This window comes from Pseudomonas sp. BC42 (genome assembly GCF_021560055.1).
GTDB lineage: Bacteria > Pseudomonadota > Gammaproteobacteria > Pseudomonadales > Pseudomonadaceae > Aquipseudomonas.
In genome coordinates this window covers 4,539,617-4,557,756 of the sequence record NZ_CP091067.1, presented here as the reverse complement: position 1 = coordinate 4,557,756, position 18,140 = coordinate 4,539,617, and the positions used below count along the sequence as shown (strand labels likewise).

Annotated in this window: 18 protein-coding genes; 5 read left to right on the top strand and 13 right to left on the bottom strand. The window is 66.2% G+C overall.

Annotated elements, in window-relative coordinates; translation table 11 throughout:
• Nucleotides 1-77: 77 nt before the first annotated feature.
• From L1O02_RS20370 to L1O02_RS20355, 4 genes are all read right to left on the bottom strand, one after another.
• The gene (locus L1O02_RS20370) at nucleotides 78-683 is read right to left on the bottom strand and encodes a DUF1842 domain-containing protein (RefSeq protein WP_060838457.1); all 606 of its coding nucleotides are present in this window, start codon (nucleotides 681-683) and stop codon (nucleotides 78-80) included.
• Nucleotides 684-735: 52 nt separating this feature from the next.
• Complete coding sequence (locus tag L1O02_RS20365) at nucleotides 736-1,371, bottom strand: DUF1842 domain-containing protein (RefSeq protein ID WP_235758614.1); 636 nt, start codon at nucleotides 1,369-1,371, stop codon at nucleotides 736-738.
• Nucleotides 1,372-1,407: 36 nt separating this feature from the next.
• Complete coding sequence (locus L1O02_RS20360) at nucleotides 1,408-1,596, bottom strand: DUF1843 domain-containing protein (protein WP_060843028.1); 189 nt, start codon at nucleotides 1,594-1,596, stop codon at nucleotides 1,408-1,410.
• A 1,251-nt stretch (nucleotides 1,597-2,847) separates the two neighbouring features.
• A complete protein-coding gene (locus L1O02_RS20355) occupies nucleotides 2,848-3,468 on the bottom strand; it encodes an HAD family phosphatase (RefSeq protein ID WP_108546306.1) in 621 nt (206 codons plus the stop codon).
• A gap of 164 nt (nucleotides 3,469-3,632) precedes the next feature.
• Here L1O02_RS20355 and L1O02_RS20350 point away from each other — a divergent pair, with 164 nt between their 5' ends.
• Nucleotides 3,633-3,839, top strand: a complete 207-nt coding sequence (locus L1O02_RS20350) for a DUF6021 family protein (protein ID WP_235758612.1) — start codon at nucleotides 3,633-3,635, stop codon at nucleotides 3,837-3,839.
• A 96-nt stretch (nucleotides 3,840-3,935) separates the two neighbouring features.
• Nucleotides 3,936-4,121: a DUF2188 domain-containing protein gene (locus L1O02_RS20345; RefSeq protein ID WP_235758610.1), complete on the top strand. Its 186-nt coding sequence runs from the start codon at nucleotides 3,936-3,938 to the stop codon at nucleotides 4,119-4,121.
• 67 nt (nucleotides 4,122-4,188) lie between these two features.
• On the opposite strand, the gene L1O02_RS20340 is transcribed toward L1O02_RS20345, so the two are convergent.
• The 6 genes from L1O02_RS20340 to L1O02_RS20315 all read right to left on the bottom strand — a co-directional run bounded on the left by L1O02_RS20340 (nucleotide 4,189) and on the right by L1O02_RS20315 (nucleotide 10,248).
• Nucleotides 4,189-4,803, bottom strand: coding sequence for a hypothetical protein (locus L1O02_RS20340; RefSeq protein ID WP_060838463.1), 615 nt, complete (start codon nucleotides 4,801-4,803; stop codon nucleotides 4,189-4,191).
• Between the two features lie 50 nt (nucleotides 4,804-4,853).
• Nucleotides 4,854-5,459, bottom strand: coding sequence for a hypothetical protein (locus L1O02_RS20335; RefSeq protein ID WP_235758608.1), 606 nt, complete (start codon nucleotides 5,457-5,459; stop codon nucleotides 4,854-4,856).
• Between the two features lie 62 nt (nucleotides 5,460-5,521).
• Nucleotides 5,522-5,998 carry a hypothetical protein gene (locus tag L1O02_RS20330; RefSeq protein ID WP_235758606.1) on the bottom strand — a complete coding sequence of 159 codons (477 nt, stop codon included), beginning with the start codon at nucleotides 5,996-5,998 and terminating at the stop codon, nucleotides 5,522-5,524.
• 60 nt (nucleotides 5,999-6,058) lie between these two features.
• The gene (locus L1O02_RS20325) at nucleotides 6,059-6,472 is read right to left on the bottom strand and encodes a hypothetical protein (protein ID WP_060838466.1); all 414 of its coding nucleotides are present in this window, start codon (nucleotides 6,470-6,472) and stop codon (nucleotides 6,059-6,061) included.
• A gap of 137 nt (nucleotides 6,473-6,609) precedes the next feature.
• Nucleotides 6,610-8,382 (bottom strand): acyl-CoA dehydrogenase C-terminal domain-containing protein, encoded by a 1,773-nt coding sequence (locus tag L1O02_RS20320; protein ID WP_129406649.1) that lies wholly within the window; start codon nucleotides 8,380-8,382, stop codon nucleotides 6,610-6,612.
• Nucleotides 8,383-8,625: 243 nt separating this feature from the next.
• Complete coding sequence (locus tag L1O02_RS20315) at nucleotides 8,626-10,248, bottom strand: acyl-CoA synthetase (RefSeq protein ID WP_235758604.1); 1,623 nt, start codon at nucleotides 10,246-10,248, stop codon at nucleotides 8,626-8,628.
• 375 nt (nucleotides 10,249-10,623) lie between these two features.
• Here L1O02_RS20315 and L1O02_RS20310 point away from each other — a divergent pair, with 375 nt between their 5' ends.
• Entirely contained in the window at nucleotides 10,624-12,525 is a 1,902-nt protein-coding gene (locus L1O02_RS20310) for a PAS domain S-box protein (protein WP_235758602.1), read from the top strand.
• Nucleotides 12,522-13,157: a response regulator transcription factor gene (locus L1O02_RS20305; RefSeq protein ID WP_235758600.1), complete on the top strand. Its 636-nt coding sequence runs from the start codon at nucleotides 12,522-12,524 to the stop codon at nucleotides 13,155-13,157. Before L1O02_RS20310 ends, L1O02_RS20305 begins: the two co-directional genes overlap by 4 nt.
• Before the next feature lie 3 nt (nucleotides 13,158-13,160).
• On the opposite strand, the gene L1O02_RS20300 is transcribed toward L1O02_RS20305, so the two are convergent.
• Both L1O02_RS20300 and L1O02_RS20295 read right to left on the bottom strand, forming a co-directional pair.
• Nucleotides 13,161-13,757: a TetR/AcrR family transcriptional regulator gene (locus tag L1O02_RS20300; RefSeq protein WP_060843038.1), complete on the bottom strand. Its 597-nt coding sequence runs from the start codon at nucleotides 13,755-13,757 to the stop codon at nucleotides 13,161-13,163.
• Nucleotides 13,750-14,601 (bottom strand): 3-hydroxybutyryl-CoA dehydrogenase, encoded by an 852-nt coding sequence (locus L1O02_RS20295; RefSeq protein ID WP_060838472.1) that lies wholly within the window; start codon nucleotides 14,599-14,601, stop codon nucleotides 13,750-13,752. Before L1O02_RS20295 ends, L1O02_RS20300 begins: the two co-directional genes overlap by 8 nt.
• A gap of 171 nt (nucleotides 14,602-14,772) precedes the next feature.
• On the opposite strand from L1O02_RS20295, the gene L1O02_RS20290 reads away from it, so the two are divergent.
• Entirely contained in the window at nucleotides 14,773-15,786 is a 1,014-nt protein-coding gene (locus L1O02_RS20290; RefSeq protein WP_129406645.1) for an AraC family transcriptional regulator, read from the top strand.
• Nucleotides 15,787-15,932: 146 nt separating this feature from the next.
• Here L1O02_RS20290 and L1O02_RS20285 read toward each other — a convergent pair whose 3' ends face one another.
• A complete protein-coding gene (locus L1O02_RS20285; protein ID WP_129406644.1) occupies nucleotides 15,933-17,801 on the bottom strand; it encodes a sigma-54-dependent Fis family transcriptional regulator in 1,869 nt (622 codons plus the stop codon).
• Nucleotides 17,802-18,140: the final 339 nt, after the last annotated feature.

The window sequence follows — 18,140 nt, the reverse complement described above, 5'->3', positions numbered from 1 at the left end:
CGGGTGTGCGGTACGGGCGCGATCGGTTTGGCCCAAGTCGGGGCCGTCCGCTGACGGCCGGCCCCGCTGGCCTGGACTCAGCGGCGCTCCAGGCGGCTGATTTCCGCCTGCAGCTGCTGCACCGCCTGGCTCAGGTTTTCACTGTTGGCCAGCTGCTGCTCGCCCTGGGCCACCAGCGCCTTGAGCCGCGCCAGGTCGCCGCTGGTCTGGGCCTCCTGCAGCGCCACCGCGTACAGCGGGTGGGGATGCATGGCGGGCTGGCCGGCCTGGACTGCGCGTTCGCCTTGTTTCTGCTCCACCGGTGCCTGGCTCACGGCGGCGTGTTGCACCACGTGCCAATGCCCCTGGTACTGGTACTTGTAGCTGGCGAAGCCGCTGGCCCAGTCGAGGCCGAGGATGCCCTGCAGATGGAACGTCTCGGCGATCTGGCTGGTGGGACCGCTGGGGTTGCCGGCCAGGCTGAGGATGATGTGGCCCTCGCTGGACGGATCGAGCTTGACCTGGGAGTAGTCGCCCCAGACATCCGCCCGGAACTGCAGCGGTGGCGAGGTGCTCTGGGTGATCCGGGCCACGCCGCTGACTCTTTTCTGCGGGGTGTTGACCAGCAGGTCGAGGGTCAGCACCGGCGCTCCGATCACAGGATTGGCGACGATGATGCGGGTATGGAACAGTCCGATTGTCATGCTGCAACTCCTTATCTGGATAGAAGGCATCAGGTGCGATGAATGGCCTTGATCAGCGGCGTTCCTGCTTCTTGATCTCGGCCTTGGCGGCGTCCAGCGCGGTGCGGATCAGCGGCAGCTGCTCCAGTTGCTGGGTGGCCACCCGATGCAGGTTCTTCATCTGGGCCAGATCGCCGCTGGCGATGGCGCCGTGGATCGGCCCGCCGTACAGCGCGGCGCTGGTGCTGTTCACCGCGCTGTAGTGGCCCGAGTGCTCTGGCGTCGACAGGCTGCTGGACTGCACCGTCTCCTGCAGGCGGGCGGGGGCCTGATTGACCGAAACCCAGTCGTGGCCGTTGAAGTACTGGTAGTTGGCGATGCCTTCCTTCCAGTCGTCGCCGACCACCAGGTGCAGCTTGAAGGTGATGATGGCGTTGGAGCCGGGGCCGCCCTGATTGCCCTGGGCGGTGATGAGGATCTTGCTGGTGGTGGGGTGCATGACCGTGAGGTAGGTGTACTGACCCCAGACATCGCTGTGCAGGTCGGGTGGCGGGTTGAGCGCCTGGGTGATGGTCGAACCGCCGCGGACACTGTGGTCGGGGGTGTAGACCAGCAGGTTGAGAATCAGACTGGGCGCCCCGGACTTATCGGTACCGATGCGATAGCTCAGGGGGAACAGACCTTCGGCGTGGGAATTGGAACCGGACATATGCTTTGCCTCCATTCAATGACGGGGAAACAGCGATCAGTGCTGCTCCAGCCGGGCGACTTCCTTGGCCAGCCGCTCGTAGGCGCTTTTCAGATCCTTGGGTTCGTCGCCCTTCGGATCGCGCTTGGCCAGCAGTGCTTTCATCTGGGGTAGCTGGCCTTCGGCGATGGCCGACTGGATCGCGACTCCGTAGGGAACAACCGTGTGTTGCGAGGTGGGGCTCATGGTGTGTGCCTTCCGTGGGGTTTAGGGGGGGCTGCGGTACTTGGCAGCCCTTGCAGTTAAGCAGCGCGGGGGGAGTTGGCGGGGTAATGGCACATTGATTTTGTGGGTTTCCGACGGGTGGATTCACGGGGGTAAGGGGTTGATTTTGTGGAAATTCCAAAGGGCGATATGCAAGGGGGAGGTGAGTGCGGATGGCGATAGAGGGGGGCTGGCGGTTTCGCTTTTGCAGCGGTGGGTGGGGTACATGTCCGTTGCTGCGGTCACGGTGGCTTGGGGTTTCGATCTTGCGGCGAGTGGGGCGGGGTACATATTCGTTGCTGCGGTCACGGTGGCTTGGGATTTCGCTCTTACAGCGGTGGGCGGTGTACATATCCGTTGCTGCGGTCACGGTGGCTTAGGGTTTCGCTCTTACAGCGGTGGGCGGTGTACATATCCGTTGCTGCGGTCACGGCCACTTAGGGTTTCGCCCTTACGGCGACTCACTTTTGTCAAACGACACAAAAGTAAGCAAAAAGTCTTGCCCCTCCATACGGCCCCTCGCTGGGGCTCGGGGTGCCCGAGCTCCGGCATTGCTCCGGGGGCCCGCCGCCAACCGGCCATCCATGGCCGGGTGGCGGCTAGCTCGGCATCCATGCCGAGCTGCCCCCTACGCAACGCCTGCGCTCGGCCTGCTGGGAAGGGGCCTGAAGATCAAGATCAAGATCAAAAGCCAACGCCAAAACCCAGGTGCGCAGGCTGGTTCCTTGTAGCCGCTGCCGCAGGCTGCGAACGAGCGCTCGCGCTCGCAAAACCAGGCGGCGCGATAGGTCAGGAATATCGGGGATGCAGGTTTAGCGTCTCCTGCGGAGCCGGTCGCAGCCTGCGGCAGCGGCTACATGTAATGCGAACGGCGATGAAACAGGTTGGCCGGCAGGCCGCATTCAGATTTTGTTTTTGATCTGGTTTTTGATCTTCCTGCCCCTTTAGACACGATGGCCGAACGCAGGCATTGAGCCGTGGGTAACCCGGCAGGACGCCGGGTTAGCCGCACTGGGCCATGGATGGCCCAGTGCGGCGGCCCACGGATCAATGCCTTCGTTCGGGCATGCCTCGCTAGGCGAGGCACCGAGTGGAGGGGCAGAAGCGTTTTGCTTACTTTTGTCTGGGCCGGCATTCCGGATTTTCAAAAGTGAGTCGCTGTAAGAGCGAAACCCTAAGTGGCCGTGACCGCAGCAACGGATATGTACACTCCACCCCCCCCAAAAAAAAACCTCAAACCACCCCCAACTCCCTCAATTGCCTGCGCGTCTCTCCCCCAGCCACATGATGAATCGCCCGCCACCCCAACGCCCTGGCCGCGACGATATTTGGCGCATGGTCATCAATGAACACCAGCTCCTCAGGCGCAACCCCCGGCACATGCGCGCGAATGCGCCCCAAGGCCGTGTGATAGATCTCGGCATCCGGCTTGATCTGCCGCTCCTGCCCCGACACCACGATGTCGCGAAACTTCTGCAAGAACGGGTAGTGCTCCCAGGCATAGGGAAAGGTTTCCTGGGACCAGTTGGTCAACCCGAACAGCGGCACCTGCGCCTGGTGCAGTTCCTCCAGCAGGGCCACGCCTTCGTCCAGTGGCCCCTTGAGCATCTCCGGCCAGCGTCCGTAATAGGCCTCGATCAACGGCGCATGCTCGGGATGCTCGGCCACCAGGCTGCGGGTGGCTTCGGCCAGGGGCCGGCCGGCGTCCTGCTGGGTGTTCCAGGCCTGGGTGCAGACGGTGTCGAGGAACCACTGGCGACGCTGGTCGTCGGGGATCAGTTGGCGGTACAGGTGGTGCGGGCTCCAGTCGAACAGCACGCCACCAAAATCGAAAACCACGGCACGAATCGTCATCAGCACTTCCTTTTCAGCGGTTGTGGATCAGGGCGTCATCCTGCGACGCGGCGCCGTGCAATGCAATTTGCCGGTGGCCATTGGTCCGCTGGCCGGCACCTTGGGAACGGATCGCGATCCAACGGCTGTCCCCGTCCTTTTGCGGGCTAGCACAGGAGCTGACCATGGCTGCCAAGACCCCCACGGGGCCGCGCTCGTCCGAGCATGCCTCGAATCATCATGACCCGGGTTTCGACCCCGATTCGCCGGACCTCGCCGATCCCCAGATCGATCCGGTGGGGCCGGCCAGGGCGCCCCTGGATCAGCCGGAACCCGAGCACCGGCGCAAGCGCTCGCGAGCCTACGACCCTCTGGCCAACCTGAGGAAATGAGCGCGTCGCGCCGACATGCGGCCGTCGCCGGAGGGTTCTGCGGGTGTAAGGTAAAACGCCCAAGCCCCAGGCACGCGGAGAACAAGGGAGGTGTCCATGAGTACGCCGCTGCTGAACAAGCTGCAGATCAACGGTTATCAGGTATTGAGCGTCAACCACGGGCCCTGGAAGGTCTGTACGGCGGGTGATCGGCTCGCCAGCTTCGGCACCCGGGAAGAGGCCATGGCTTTCGCCGCCGCCTTGCCGGTGCGCAGGGCATCACCGGCCACCCAACATCGATAGCAGCCGACAGAAAAAAGCCCCGGACCGATCGGGGCTTTTTTCTGTCCGGGCTGCTGCAAGCGCCGGGTCAGTCGACAATGACCGGCTCGTTCGGATCATCGCTCAGGCACACGGTCAATTGCTCCCCGGCCTTGTTGAACGCACAGCGGGGCAGGGATTGCTGCTTGATGAAGCTCAGCGGCGGCAGGATGAACGCCGCCGCCAGGACCAGCGCCCACAGGGTTTGCAGAAACAGCACATCGGCGCTGGTGGCGGCGGGCCGTGAGACGAGGCGTCGGCGCCAGTAGAAGTACAGGCCGCTGATAACGAACAGGCACACGATGCCCATCATGTAGTCCAGTTCCCAGTCCTGGGGGCTGAAGGAGCGGCTGCCATCTTCATCATCCGGGTAGGTGAGCCGCCACCAGGCCCCCAGCAGCAAGGGCACGAGCCCGGCCAGCAGCCACGCCAGGCGCGCGCCGGGCATCCGGGTCAGCAGGGCCAGGACCAGGCCGATCAGGCACAGCACCCAGGCAAACAGGTACAGCTGAAACCCCATGGCGCCGCCGAACAGCGTGCCGCTGACATCCCGCGGTTGCATCATTTGCACGTCGCACAACAGCATCACCGACAGCGGGATGGCGACGACGATCCAGCACAGGGGGCGGTACAGCCACAACCACAGGGTAAACAGGCGAGACATGGGCACACTCATCAAGGTCAAGAAAAGGAGGAATGAAGTCAGGGGGCCATTCAGTCGACAATCACCCGGGTGCCTGGGCCCAGGCATACGCTCAACTGATTGCCGGCCCGGTCGAAGGCGCAATAGGGCAGTGGCTTGCGGGTGATGGCCTGCAGCGGTGGAAGGATGAAGGCCGCCCCCAGCACCAGGGCCCACAGGGTGCGCAGCAACAGCCGATTGCCAGTGGCGGGTGGACGCGGCTTGAGCCGCTGCTGACGCAACAGGTAGACGCCGCTGTAGACCAGGGCAAAGCCGAAGACCATCACATAGTCCAGCTCCCGGGGCTGGATGCTGAAGAGCAGGTTGCCGTCGAAATCATCCGGGTAGTTGATCCGCCACCACAGGCCCAGCAGCAACTGCGCCAGCCCGGCGACGATCCAGGCCAGACGCGCGCCGGGCACCCGGGTCAGCAGCGCCAGCACCAGGCCCAGGACGCTGAGGGCCCAGCCGCCCAGGTACATCACAAAGCCCATGGAGCCGCCGAACAAGGTGCCGCCGACCTCCCGGGGCACGATCAGGTTCAGGTTGCAATGGATCATGCTGGCCGTCGGCGCGGCCACGGCGATCCAGCACAGCGGTAGGTAGAGCCAGGAACAGAGGGTGTACAGACGGGACATGAAGGGACTCGATTGGGCAGCGGGTATCTGGCCCGGCGCCACTGGGCGCCGGGCCGGCAGGTTCAGCGTTTGTTGTGTTTCATCGCAAAGGCGATTCGGTTCTGCAGGTCGACCGATTGGCGGTACTCACTGGCCCGGCTCAGCAGTTTCGTGCGCAGGGCCAGCAGGGCAAAGGCCAGTGCCGGAACCAGATAGATCAGCAGCAGCGCGGCGTGGGCCAGGGTGTCGCCGCTGTACAGGCGGTCGATGATGCCGAACAGCTGCAGGCCCACTTCCAGGCAGCAGAGCACGCCAAAGGCCACGATGTACTGCGGTTTCAGCTTGATCAGGTTGATGATCAGCAGCAGTACGCCGCCGAGGATCAGCACCGAACTGACTTGCAACAGCAGCGGCTCATCGGCGAACACCCTTCGCGCTAGCTGGCTCAGAGGGCCGCCGATGCCGATCAGGGCCCAGATCGCCATCAGGTAGATATACCAGGGGCGTTTGCCGGGTTGACGCAGGGCGGCGGCGCCTTCGTTGGGGGGTTGACGTTCCATGTGAACTCCGGAATTTATTCAGGTCGGGCAGGGCTGGAGCGGTTGGGCAACGGGTACCCGTCAGCTGAAAAGCAGCGTAGTTCCTGCGGCGAACAGCACCAGGGCGAGGCTGATGCCCGCCAGGGGAATACGGAACCAGTAACGGATCGCCAGCAGCCACAGGCTGGCGAGAAAGCCCAGGCCGATCAGCAACAGGCCGCGGGCTTCCAGCAGCAGGGCCGGGTGCAGCCAGGCCAGGTAGCCATAGACCAGGCCGAACAACATCGCCCCCAGGCTATGGCTGGCATTGAAGCCGACCCAGGCACGCCACAGGCTGGTCTGGCCGGTGATCATTGGCGACACCTGGCGCATGCGTTCGGCCAGGGCCGGATCACGGGGCTGGAATTTGTCGGTGGCGAAGGTGTAGATCAGGTGCAGGCTGCCCAGCAGCAGCACGATGGCTGAGCTGGCGACGATCAGGGCGGGGGCCAACACGTTTCTTCCTTGGGCGGTGTCCGGGTGCGAAGTATGCCGGGCCGCTTGCGGTTTTGCATCCGTGGGGTGTGCTGTTGCCTGAGCTTGGCGCTTGGCGCTGGAGTCGGGGCAGGGCGGCAGGCGCCCTGCCCGGATGCTCAGAAGTGCTCGGCGTCCAGGCCGAACAAGGAGGAACTGCCGGCGCGAATGCTCTGCTCCAGGCTGAGGATGCGCGGCAGCAGGCGGCTGAAATAGAACCGCGCGGTGGCCAGCTTGGCGCCATAGAAGCCGTCGTCCTCGGAGCGCTGGTGCTCGGCCACCTGGGCCATGCGCGCCCACAGGTAGGCGTAGGCCACGTAGCCGAACAGCTGCAGGTACTCGACGCAGGCGCTGCCCACCGCGTTGGGGTTCTGCGCCGCCTGCTCGCGCAACCAGTCGCTGAGGTCTTCCAGGCGCTGCACCGCGTCCAGCAGCTCGGCGGCGTAGGCGGCGCCGGGCAGGTAGGCATAGTCGCGGATCTCGCCGGTGAACAGGCGCAGGGCCACGCCGCCGTTGCCCACCACCTTGCGCCCCAACAGGTCCAGGGCCTGGATGCCGTTGGTGCCTTCGTAGATCTGCGCGATGCGCACATCGCGCACCAGTTGCTCCTGGCCCCATTCGCGAATGTAGCCGTGGCCGCCGAAGATCTGCTGGCCGAGCACGCAGCTGTCCAGCCCGGTGTCGGTGAAGAACGCCTTGGCCACCGGGGTCAGCAGCGCCACCAGGGCTTCGGCGTTGTGCCGCTCATGGGGCTGGTCGGCGAACTTGGCCAGGTCCAGCTGCTGGCCGACGTAGCTGGCGAAGGCCCGGCCGCCTTCGGTCATGGCCTTCATGGTCAGCAGCATGCGCCGCACATCGGGGTGGACAATGATCGGGTCGGCGATCTTGTCCTTGGCCACGGGGCCGGCCGGGGAGCGGCTCTGGATGCGTTCGCGGGCGTAGGTGCGGGCGTTCTGGTAGGAGTTCTCGGCGCAGCCGATGCCCTGGATGCCGATGGACAGGCGCTCGTAGTTCATCATGGTGAACATCGCCGCCAGGCCCTTGTTGGCCTCGCCGATCAGCCAGCCGCTGGCGCCGTCGAAGTTCAGCACGCAGGTGGCCGAGGCCTTGATGCCCATCTTGTGCTCGATGGAGCCGCAGCTCACCGCGTTGGCCGCGCCGAGCACGCCGTTGGCGTCGACATGGATCTTCGGCACCAGGAACAGCGAGATGCCCTTGGGCCCGGCCGGGGCGTCCGGCAGCTTGGCCAGCACCAGGTGGATGATGTTCTCGGTCAGGTCCTGCTCGCCGCCGGTGATGAAGATCTTGCTGCCGCTGATCCGGTAGCTGCCGTCGGCCTGGGGTTCGGCGCGGGTGCGGATGATCCCCAGGTCGGTGCCGGCGTGGGCCTCGGTCAGGCACATGGAACCGGCCCAGCGGCCTTCGTACATCGGTGGCAGGTAGCGCTGCTTGAGCTCCTCGCTGGCGTGGGCGTCGATGGCCAGGCAGGCCCCGGAACTCAGGGCCGAATACAGGGCGAAACTGGAATTGGCGGCGTAGAGCATCTCTTCGAACTGCACCGCGAGCATCTTCGGCATGCCCATGCCGCCGTAGGCCGGGTTGCCGCTCAGGCCGACCCAGCCGCCCTCGATGTAGGTGCGGTAGGCCTCCTTGAAGCCGGCCGGGGTGCGCACCTGCCCGGCGTGCCAGCTGGCGCCTTCCTCGTCGCCGCTGCGGTTGAGCGGGGCGATCAGATTGCCGGTGACCTTGGCCGCTTCTTCGAGAATCGCGTCGGCGGTGTCGGCGTCCACGGTGTCGGCCAGGGCCGGCAGGCGCGCCCAGAGCTTGGGTGCGTTGAACACTTCATGCAGGACAAAGCGCATATCGCGCAGCGGAGCATTGAATTCGGGCATTGCAGGAACCTCGGGCAAAAGGGGAGGTTGAGCGGCCGTGGCCGCATGAATCGAAAACGCCAAGCCCGCCCCTTTGTAGGAGCCGGCTTGCCGGCGAAGAGGCCCGCAAGCCATGCATCGCCCTGGCCGACGCCTTCGCTGGCAAGCGGAGCGCCGCTCGGGCAGCGCCTACGAGGGGTGGGCCGGTGAGAGCGCCTTCGCTGGCAAGCCAGCTCCTACGGGGGCTGGGTCGGTGTATTCAGGCTAGAGGTTTTTCGCCAGGTCGCGCAGGACGAACTTCTGGATCTTGCCGGTGGAGGTCTTGGGCAAGGTGCTGAAGACCACGGTACGCGGCACCTTGAAGCCCGCCAGGTGTTCGCGGCAGAAAGCGATGATCTCGGCTTCGCCCACGTCCTGGTGATCGGCCTTGAGGGTGATGAAGGCGCAGGGGGTTTCGCCCCATTTTTCGTCGGGCCGGGCCACCACTGCCGCTTCCAGCACCGCCGGGTGGCGATAGAGCACGCCTTCCAGCTCAATGGTGGAGATGTTCTCGCCGCCGGAAATGATGATGTCCTTGAGCCGGTCGCGGATTTCGATATAGCCGTCCGGGTGGGTCACCCCCAGGTCGCCGGTATGGAACCAGCCGCCCTCGAAGGCTTCGGCGGTGGCGCTGGGGTTCTTCAGGTAGCCCTTCATCACGGTGTTGCCGCGCATGAAGATCTCGCCGATGGTCTGGCCGTCCCGGGGTATGGGTTCGAGGGTTTTCGGATCAGCCACCATCACCCCTTCCAGGGTCGGGTAGCGCACGCCCTGGCGCGACTTGATCTGCGCCCGCTGCTCCAGCGGCAGCTCGTCCCAGGCGGCGTGCCAGGCACACAGGGTCACCGGGCCATAGACCTCGGTCAGGCCGTAGACGTGGGTGACCTTGATGCCCATCTCCTCCACGGCGCCGATCACCTTGGCCGGTGGCGCGGCCCCGGCGACCATGGCGTTGACCGGGTGGTCGATGGCCGCCTTGGCCGATTCCGGCATGTTCACCAGGGCATTGAGCACGATGGGCGCGCCGCACAGGTGGGTAATCTGGTGCTCGCGGATCAGGTTGAGGATCTTCTGCGGATCGACCCGACGCAGGAACACATGCACCCCGCCCAGGGCGGTGACGATCCACGGGTAGCACCAGCCGTTGCAGTGGAACATCGGCAGGGTCCAGAGGTACACCGGGTGGTTGCCCATGGCCCAGATCATCTGGTTGCCCAGGGAATTGAGGTAGGCGCCGCGGTGGTGATAGACCACGCCCTTGGGGTTGCCGGTGGTGCCCGAGGTGTAGTTCAGGGCAATGGCCTGCCATTCGTCTTCCGGCCACTGCCAGGGGTACTCCGGGTCGCCCTCGGCGAGAAAAGCCTCGTAGTCCAGGTCGCTGACCGCCTGGCCTTCGCCGTATTCCGGATCGTCGACATCGATCACCAGCGGCGGGTGATCGAGCATGGCCACGGCCGCGTGGATCACCCCGTGGAACTCGCGGTCGGCGATCAGCACCTTGGCCTCGCCGTGGGCCAGCATGAAGGCGATGGCCTCGGCGTCCAGGCGCACGTTGAGGGCATTGAGTACGGCGCCGATCATCGGCACGCCAAAATGCGCTTCGAGCATCGCCGGGATATTCGGCAGCATCACCGCCACGGTGTCGTTCTTGCCGATGCCGCGCCCGGCCAGGGCCGAGGCCAGGCGCCGGCAGCGGCTGTAGGTCTGGGCCCAGGTGCGGCGGATCGAACCGTGGATCACCGCCGGATACTCGGGGTAAACCGCAGCGGTGCGTTCGATAAAGCTCAAGGGGGAGAGGGCGATATGGTTGACGGCAGACGGCGCGAGGCCTTGCTCGTAGATGGACATGGTTCGGGTACCCGGTGGCTGATTATTAGCTCTATTGGCCGAGGCTTGGGTGGCGCGTGCTGTGTACCTGAGGGACACCCACTGCAGGAGCCGGTTCGCCGGCGAAGGCGATCTCAAGAACACCCTGGCCCGTAGGAGCTGGCTTGCCGGCGAAAGCGCTCTCACGGGCCCCTTCGCTGGCAAGCCAGCTCCAACGGTCAGGCGATCCTTATCAGGCGTTCCTTACAGGTACACAGCACACCCAGCGAAAGCTCGGTGACTTATCCGGGGTCTTTTATATACTGTTTGTCGATTGATATGGAAGTACTACCTGAGTTGTATAGTAGTTGTACTATATTGAGAAAATCGCTGTTGCCACCCACAGGTTGATCGACCATGCCCACCTCCACCCACCTGAGCCGCTGGTTGCAGCTACAGCGCCAAGGCCAGCTGCCGGACTCGCCCTGGCTGGGCCACGACCCGCAGCCGAGCCTGCTGCTGGACGCCCGGGCGCAGCCGCTGGACCTCAACCCGGCACTGCGCCAGTGGCTCGACAACACCGCCAGCGCTGATGTTGCGGCCCTGCTGCCGATCAACCATGCGGCCCTGGTGCGCGCCTGCCTGGAGCAGCAGCGTGCCATCGAACAGGTGGAGGCCCAGTGGGGCGAACGCATCCTGCTCTGGAGCTTCATTCCCGACCCCCTGCACCAGCGGGTGCTGGCGCGCTGTCAGGAGGCCACCGCCCAGGTCCAGGCCGAGCGCGAGTCGGCCCGGGCCCGGCGCCTGTACCGGCTGATCACCGAGAACACCACCGACCTGATTTCCCGGCACACCCCGGACGGCCGCTTCCTCGATGCCTCGCCGGCGTCCTGGACCCTGTTGGGCTACTGGCCCGAACAACTGCGCGGCCTGCTGGCCCGCAGCCTGTTCCACAGCCAGGGCCTGGCCGGGCTGATGCAGCGCACCCGCGACGCCCTGGAGCAGGACGGCTACCACACCATGACCTACCGCATCCGCCATCGCGACGGTCATTACCTGTGGTTCGAAACCGCCTGCCGGGGCATCCGCGACACCTACACCGGCACCGTGGTGGAAGTGGTGGCGGTGTCCCGGGACATCACCGCCCGGGTCCAGGCCGAAGAGAACAAGCGGCGCCTGGCCGAAGTGGTGGAAGCCAACCCCGACCCGGTGCTGTTCATCCAGCCCGGCGGCGCGGTGACCTACCTCAACCCGGCGGCGCGGCGCACCCTGGGGCTGGCGGCCGATCAGGCGATGCCCGGCCTGGCCTCGATACTCAGCGCGCACGTGCTGGACAGCCTGCAGCGCGAGGGCTGGGAGCGCGCCGAGCGCAGCGGCCGCTGGAGCATCGAGGCGCGCCTGCAACCGCCGGCCGGCGGCGCCTCGGTGCCGGTGTCGCTGATGCTCCTGGCCCACCGCGCGGCCAGTGGCGAGCGCTTCTATTCCCTGGTGGCCCACGACCAGAGCGAGCGCGAACTGCGCGAGGCCCAGCAGCGCCATCACCAGGACGAACTGGCCCACAGCGCGCGGCTGGTGACCCTGGGCGAACTGGCCTCGGGCATCGCCCATGAGATCAACCAGCCCCTGGCCGCAGTGGTCAATTACGCCAATGCCAGCCAACGTTACCTGCAAGCCCTGGACACCCAGCCCGAAGCCGCGCACAAGGTCGCCCAGGGCCTGGAGCGAATCGCCGAACAGGCGACCCACGCCGCCGAAGTGATCAAGCGCCTGCGGGCCTTCCTGCGCAAGGGCGGGCGCCGGGTGCAGGCCCTGGACCTCGCCGAAGTGGCCCGGGAAACCGTGCGCCTGTGTGCCTGGGAAGCCCAGGCCAGCCAGGTGACGATCGACTTGCACCTGGCGGATAATCTGCCGCCGGTGTACGCCGACCGGGTGCTGCTGGAGCAGGTGCTGCTGAACCTGCTGCGCAACGCCATTGAAGCCAATCGTGAAGTGCATGGGCAGCAGGGCTCGCACATTGTCCTGGCGGCCGAGGCGAGGAGCGAAGGCGGGGTGCAGATCAGCGTTAGCGACCAGGGCCCCGGGGTCTGTGCCGAGCAACTGCCGCAGCTGTTCACCCCGTTCTACACCAGCAAGGCCAACGGCCTGGGGCTCGGGCTGTCCATGAGCCGCAGCATCGTCGAGGGCTTTGGCGGCGACTTGCAGGCCCAGCCCCAGGCGGTGGGCCTGCGCATGTGCTGCCGGCTGCCGGCCAGCGCCCCGGCCGACCCCCCGGCAACTTCCCAGGCAACTTCCCCCGCAACGACAGGAGCAAGGCAATGACAAGTGAGGCGCAGCAGCTGGTGTACGTGGTCGACGACGACCCGGGCATGCTCGACTCCACCGTCTGGCTCCTGGAGTCGGTGGGGCTCAAGGCCGTGCCCTTCACCAGCGGCCGGGAGTTTCTCGAACACTGCGACCCCAGCCTCAATGCCTGCGTGCTGCTGGATGTGCGCATGCCCGGCATGGGCGGCCTGAATGTCCAGGAAGAGCTGCGCCAGCGCGATATCCACCTGCCGCTGATCTTTGTCAGCGGCCACGCCGACGTGCCGATCGTGGTCCGTGCCTTCAAGGCCGGTGCGGTGGATTTCATCGAGAAGCCCTACAACGAACAGCTGCTGCTGGACAGCGTGCAGCAGGCCCTGAGCCGCGCCGACCGTCATCAGAGCCAGAGCGCCGGGCAGGCCCGGGTGCAGGCGCTGCTGGAGAGCCTGACGCCGCGGGAGAAGGACGTGCTGCTGCCCCTGGTGCAGGGCTACAGCAACCGCGAGATCGCCGAACAGCTGGGGGTCAGCATCAAGACCATCGACCTGTACCGCTCACGGGTGATGAAGCGCATGCGGGCCGAGCACCTGCCGCAGCTGGTGGGCATGGCGATTGCCGCCGGCCTGGTGGACCCGCTGCAACTGCGCTGAGGCTCAGGCCACCGCGCTGTGCAGCGGCGCGCCACCCAGCAGGCGCTCGATGGCGCCGCTGAGCAGGTTTTCCAGCAGCGCCTCACGTTCACGCTCGGCCAGCGGTTGCTCGCTGAACCAGCTGGGGGCGCTGTTGAGCAGGTTGGCCAGGGCATGGGCGGCGGCGCGCTGGGCCGCCGGGCCGAGGCCGGGCGGGGTGCCCAGCAGTTGCAGCAGTTGTTGCTCGTAACGCTCGCGCAATTGCCCGACCCGCACCTGCTGGTCGGGATTGAGGCAGCCGCTGTCACGTTCCACCAGGCGAAAATGCCGCGGCAATTCCCGGTGCAGCTTCAGGTGGGCGCGAATCAGCGCCGGCAGGCAGTCGCCCTGCAACTTGCGCCGTTGCAGGCGCTTGAGGGTGCTGTGCAGCTCATCGAAGAACTCTTCGATCAGGTCCAGCAGCAGGTGCTGCTTGCTCGGGTAATGGTGGTACAGCGAGCCCGGGGTCAGCCCCAGATGGCTCGCCAGCTCACGCATGCCGACCTGGCCGAAGCCCTTGCTGGCGAACAGCTCCAGGGCCTTGTCGCGGCTTTCGGCAAAGCGTGAGCAGCGCTCAGCCATAGTGATGGAAACCCCGACCGGTCTTGCGCCCCAGGTAACCGGCGGCAACCATTTCCTTGAGCAGCGGCGCGGGGCGGTACTTGCTGTCGTTGAAGCCGTCGTAGAAGGCTTCGAGGATCGCCAGCAGGGTGTCCAGGCCGATCAGGTCGGCCAGGGCCAGCGGGCCGATCGGCTGGTTGCAGCCCAGGCGCATGCCGGCGTCGATGTCCTCGGCGCTGGCCAAGCCTTCCTGGAACACCAGGATTGCCTCGTTGATCATCGGCACCAGGATGCGGTTGACCACAAAACCCGGGCGGTTGCCGGCGGTGATTGCGGTCTTGCCCAGGCGCTCGGCCATATTCATGGCCAGGGCGTGGGTCGCGTCGCTGGTCTGCAGGCCGCGGATCACCTCGATCAGGCCCATCACCGGCACCGGGTTGAAAAAATGCAGGCCGATGAAACGCTCCGGCGCGCTGACGCTGGCGGCCAGCTGGGTGATCGACAGCGACGAGGTGTTGGAGGCGATCACGCACTCGGCGCTGACCTGGGCGGCGATCTGCTGCAGCACCTTGAGCTTGAGGTCGAGGTTCTCGGTGGCGGCTTCAATCACCAGCTGCGCGTCCTTGAGCGCACTGTAATCGGTGCTGATGCGGATCCGACCCAGGGCGGCGAGCTTGTCGCCTTCGCTCAGCGTGCCCTTGCTCACCTGCCGGTCGAGGTTCTTGCCGATGGTGGCCAGGGCCTTTTCCAGGGCGCCCTGGGCGATGTCCAGCAGGGTCACGTCGAAGCCCGCCTGGGCGCAGACCTGGGCAATGCCGTTGCCCATGGTGCCGGCGCCGATCACCCCGATATTCGCAAGATTCATCTTCAGCTCTTCCTTTGTTCATGGCCTTCGCGGAGCATGGCGCGGTTGCCTTGCCCAGCGCGTTATCCAGCGCGAGTCTAGAGCCGCACACGGTGGCCGGCCTATGCCGAAAGCGGTCAAGGGTGCTGGCGTTTTTTGCCATAGGTCCTGCTACGGGAGCACAGCCTCTACATGCGTGAAACGGATTCGGTCGCGGTCTACTTTGTCCGGGTGATGACCCATGCCCTGCGTGAGCAGCCGCAGCGGCTGGCGGCGGTACTGAGGGAGGCCGGCATCGACCCGGCGCTGCTCGACCAGCCCCGGGCGCGGGTGCCCGGCAGCGCCTTTGCCGCCCTGTGGCTGATCCAGATCCGCGAATTGCAGGACGAATTCTTCCAGCTCGACTCCCGTGGCATGCCGCCGGGGGCCTTTGCCCTGATCTGCCGCGGACTGATCCAGGAACCCAACCTGGAAAAGGCCCTGCGCCAGTGCCTGAACAACTTTGGCCTGTTTTTACGGGACGTCGGCGCCCACCTCAGCGTGCGTGGCAAGCGCGCGGTGATCAGCGTTGAAAGCCACTGCGCCGACCCGCTGCGCGGCCACTACGCCGAAGAAACCCTGCTGGTGCTGATCATCAGCCTGCTGTGCTGGCTGGGCGGGCGGCGGATCCCCATCGACCGCGCCGACTTTCGCCATTCCCGCCTGAGCCTCAGCGACGATGCGCTGCTGTGGGGCAGCAACCTGAGCTGGAATGCCGGGCGCACCGAGATCGAATTCGCCAGCCGCTTCCTGCGCCTGCCGGTGGTCCAGGACCTGGCCTCGCTCAAGGTGTTCCTGCGCAGCGCCCCGCAATGGCTGGTGATCCGTTTTCGCAACCAGCACGGCCTGACCCGCCAGGTGCACCAACGCCTGCGGGGCAGCCACTACAGCCAGTGGCCGACCCTGGAAGCCTTTGCCCGCGAAGTGCAGATGAGCGCCAGCACCCTGCGCCGGCGCCTGGAGCGCGAGGGCGGCTCCTATCAGGAGGTCAAGGACGAAGTGCGCCGCGGCGTCGCCGTCGAACTGCTGCGCCGCACCCACGTCAGCATCAGCGAGATTGCCGAACTGACCGGCTTCCAGGAGCCCAGCGCCTTCCACCGCGCGTTCAAGAAATGGACCGGCGAAAGCCCCGGGCGCTACCGCGCCCGCCTCAACCCCACCCTGTAGCCGCTGCCGCAGGCTGCGCACGGCTCCGCAGGAGACGCGGGGGACTTCTGAGGCGCTGAAGATTCGGCGGGAGGTCGCCAGGCAAGGCCCTGCGGGCCTTTGCGCAGCTTCGCAGGCTCAGCAGCGGCTACAGGTTTTCATTGGGGTTAGACCGGGCTGCGGCCGGGCATCTGGATGCCGTGCTGTTGCACGCGGCGGTACAGGGTGGCGCGGGAAATGCCCAGGGCCTTGGCCGCCGCCACGGGTTTCCAGCGGTGGCGCACCAGGGCATCCAGCAGGGCCTGGCGTTCGGGGCTGGTGGCGCTTTCCTGGGCGGGCAGGGCGCCTTCGGCTGCTGTGCCGCGCAGTTGTTCGGGCAAGTCATGCAGTTGGATCAGCGGCCCTTCGCACACGGCGCAGGCATAGCGCAGCACGTGGCGCAGTTGCCGCACGTTGCCCGGCCAGCGGTAGCCCAACAGGCACTCCAGCGCCGCATTGCCCAGTTGCACCGGCGCGCCGCAGCGCTTGGACTCCTCTTCGACTATCTGGGTGATCAGTGCCAGCCGGTCGCTGCGTTCGCGCAGCGGCGGCAGTTGAAAGCGCGCGCCACCGAGGCGGAAATACAGGTCTTCGCGAAAGCTGCCCTCGGCCACCAGGGCTTCCAGGTCGCGGTGGGTGGCGCAGATCACCTGGATGTCCACCGCCTTGCGTTGCGCGGCCCCCAGCGGCGCCACTTCCCCCTCGGCCAGCACCCGCAGCAGGCGGGTCTGCAAGGCCAGGGGCATGTCGCCAATCTCATCGAGGAACAGGGTGCCGCCATCGGCCTGTTGCAGCAGCCCCTGCATGCCCTTGTTCGAGGCCCCGGTAAAGGCTCCGGCGACATAGCCGAACAGCTCGCTCTCGATCAGGTTCTCGGGAATCGCCGCGCAGTTCACCGCGACAAAGGGCCGGTCCCGGCGCTGGCTGGCCTGGTGCAATTGGCGGGCGAAGACTTCCTTGCCGGAACCGGTCTCGCCCTGGATCAGCACCGGCAGATGCCGGTCCTTGACCCGCACCGCCAGGCGCAGGCTCTGTTCCACCCGCGGGTCCAGCGGCTCGCCGGCCAGGCTCAGGCGGGGGCGGCTCTGGGGCCGGCGCGGCGCCTGCAAGCGGCCATGCAGCTCGGCGGACAGCGGGCACAGGACCTCGTCCCGGGCGCGTTGCAACAGTTGCGGGTCGAACACCTGGGTGATGTGCTGCGGCAAGCGGCCATAGCGGCGCAGCAGGTAATGGCGCGCCGCCGGGTTCAGCGCCCGCAGGCAGCCGTCGTCGTCCCAGGCCAGCAGATAATCCGGCTGGCTGTCGACATAACCCGGGCTGGCATGGGCCCGCAGCACCCAGTAGCCCTGGGCGCTGTTCATGAAGAACGCCTGTTCGATCTCCCGCGCGCTCTGCACCACCATCTGCCGGATCAGGTGCTGGGAACGGCGGTCATCCGGGGAGCGCACCGCCGACACGTCCAGCACCCCCAGCAGATCGCCCTGGGGATCGAACACCGGGGCGGCGGAGCAGGTCAGGCCGATGAAGGCGGCACGAAAATGATCGCGCTTGTGCACGGTGATCGGCGTGCGCGCGGTGAGCACCGCGGCCACGCCGCAGGTGCCTTCTTCACCCTCCGACCAGCAGGTGCCCAGGTACAGCCCGGCCTTGCGGCAGTCGTTGCGCAGGGTGGATTCCACCCGGTAGTCGATGGTCTGGCCCTGGGCGTCGGTGAGCAGCACGCAGTAGTCGGCGTCGCGCACCCGGCCATGCAGGCGCGCCACTTCTTCGCTGGCGATGCGCAGGAACAGCTCGGAGCGCTCGCGGCATTCCTTGAGCACGTTTTCCGAGAGGATGCGCGGCCCCTGCAGCGAACCGGGGTCGAGTTGGTGCTGCTCCATGGAGCGCCGCCAGGAGTCGAGGATCAGGCTCGGCACCGGCGCCTGGGGCAGGTGCGCGGCGTTTTTCAGGACCCGGCTGACGCAGTCCACATGGGCTTTGGAATGTGCGGAAAGCATGAAGGCCTCCGGTTGCAGCTTCTTATCGTTGTCGGCGCATTAAGCGCCGATCCGCCGCCCTGGACAAGCACCGAACGCCGCCGGGACGGCAGTGAGACGCAACGTCTCAAGGTCTCGCCCAGGCCCCGTGCAGCCTGACATGCGACGTCTCACGGGCGGCTGGCTTCAACGCGTCGCAGCAAGCCTGTCAGCCGCTCTGGAACGGCCTTTTTCAGAGATTTTCCGACAACTGGCACCGGCCTTGCTCTGGCCCTTGGCAACCAGTCCCCGGCAACCCGCGTCGACTGGCCCATCGAAGAATAAGAACGAGGTGCCCAATGTTTTCTCCTGCCTGTGCTC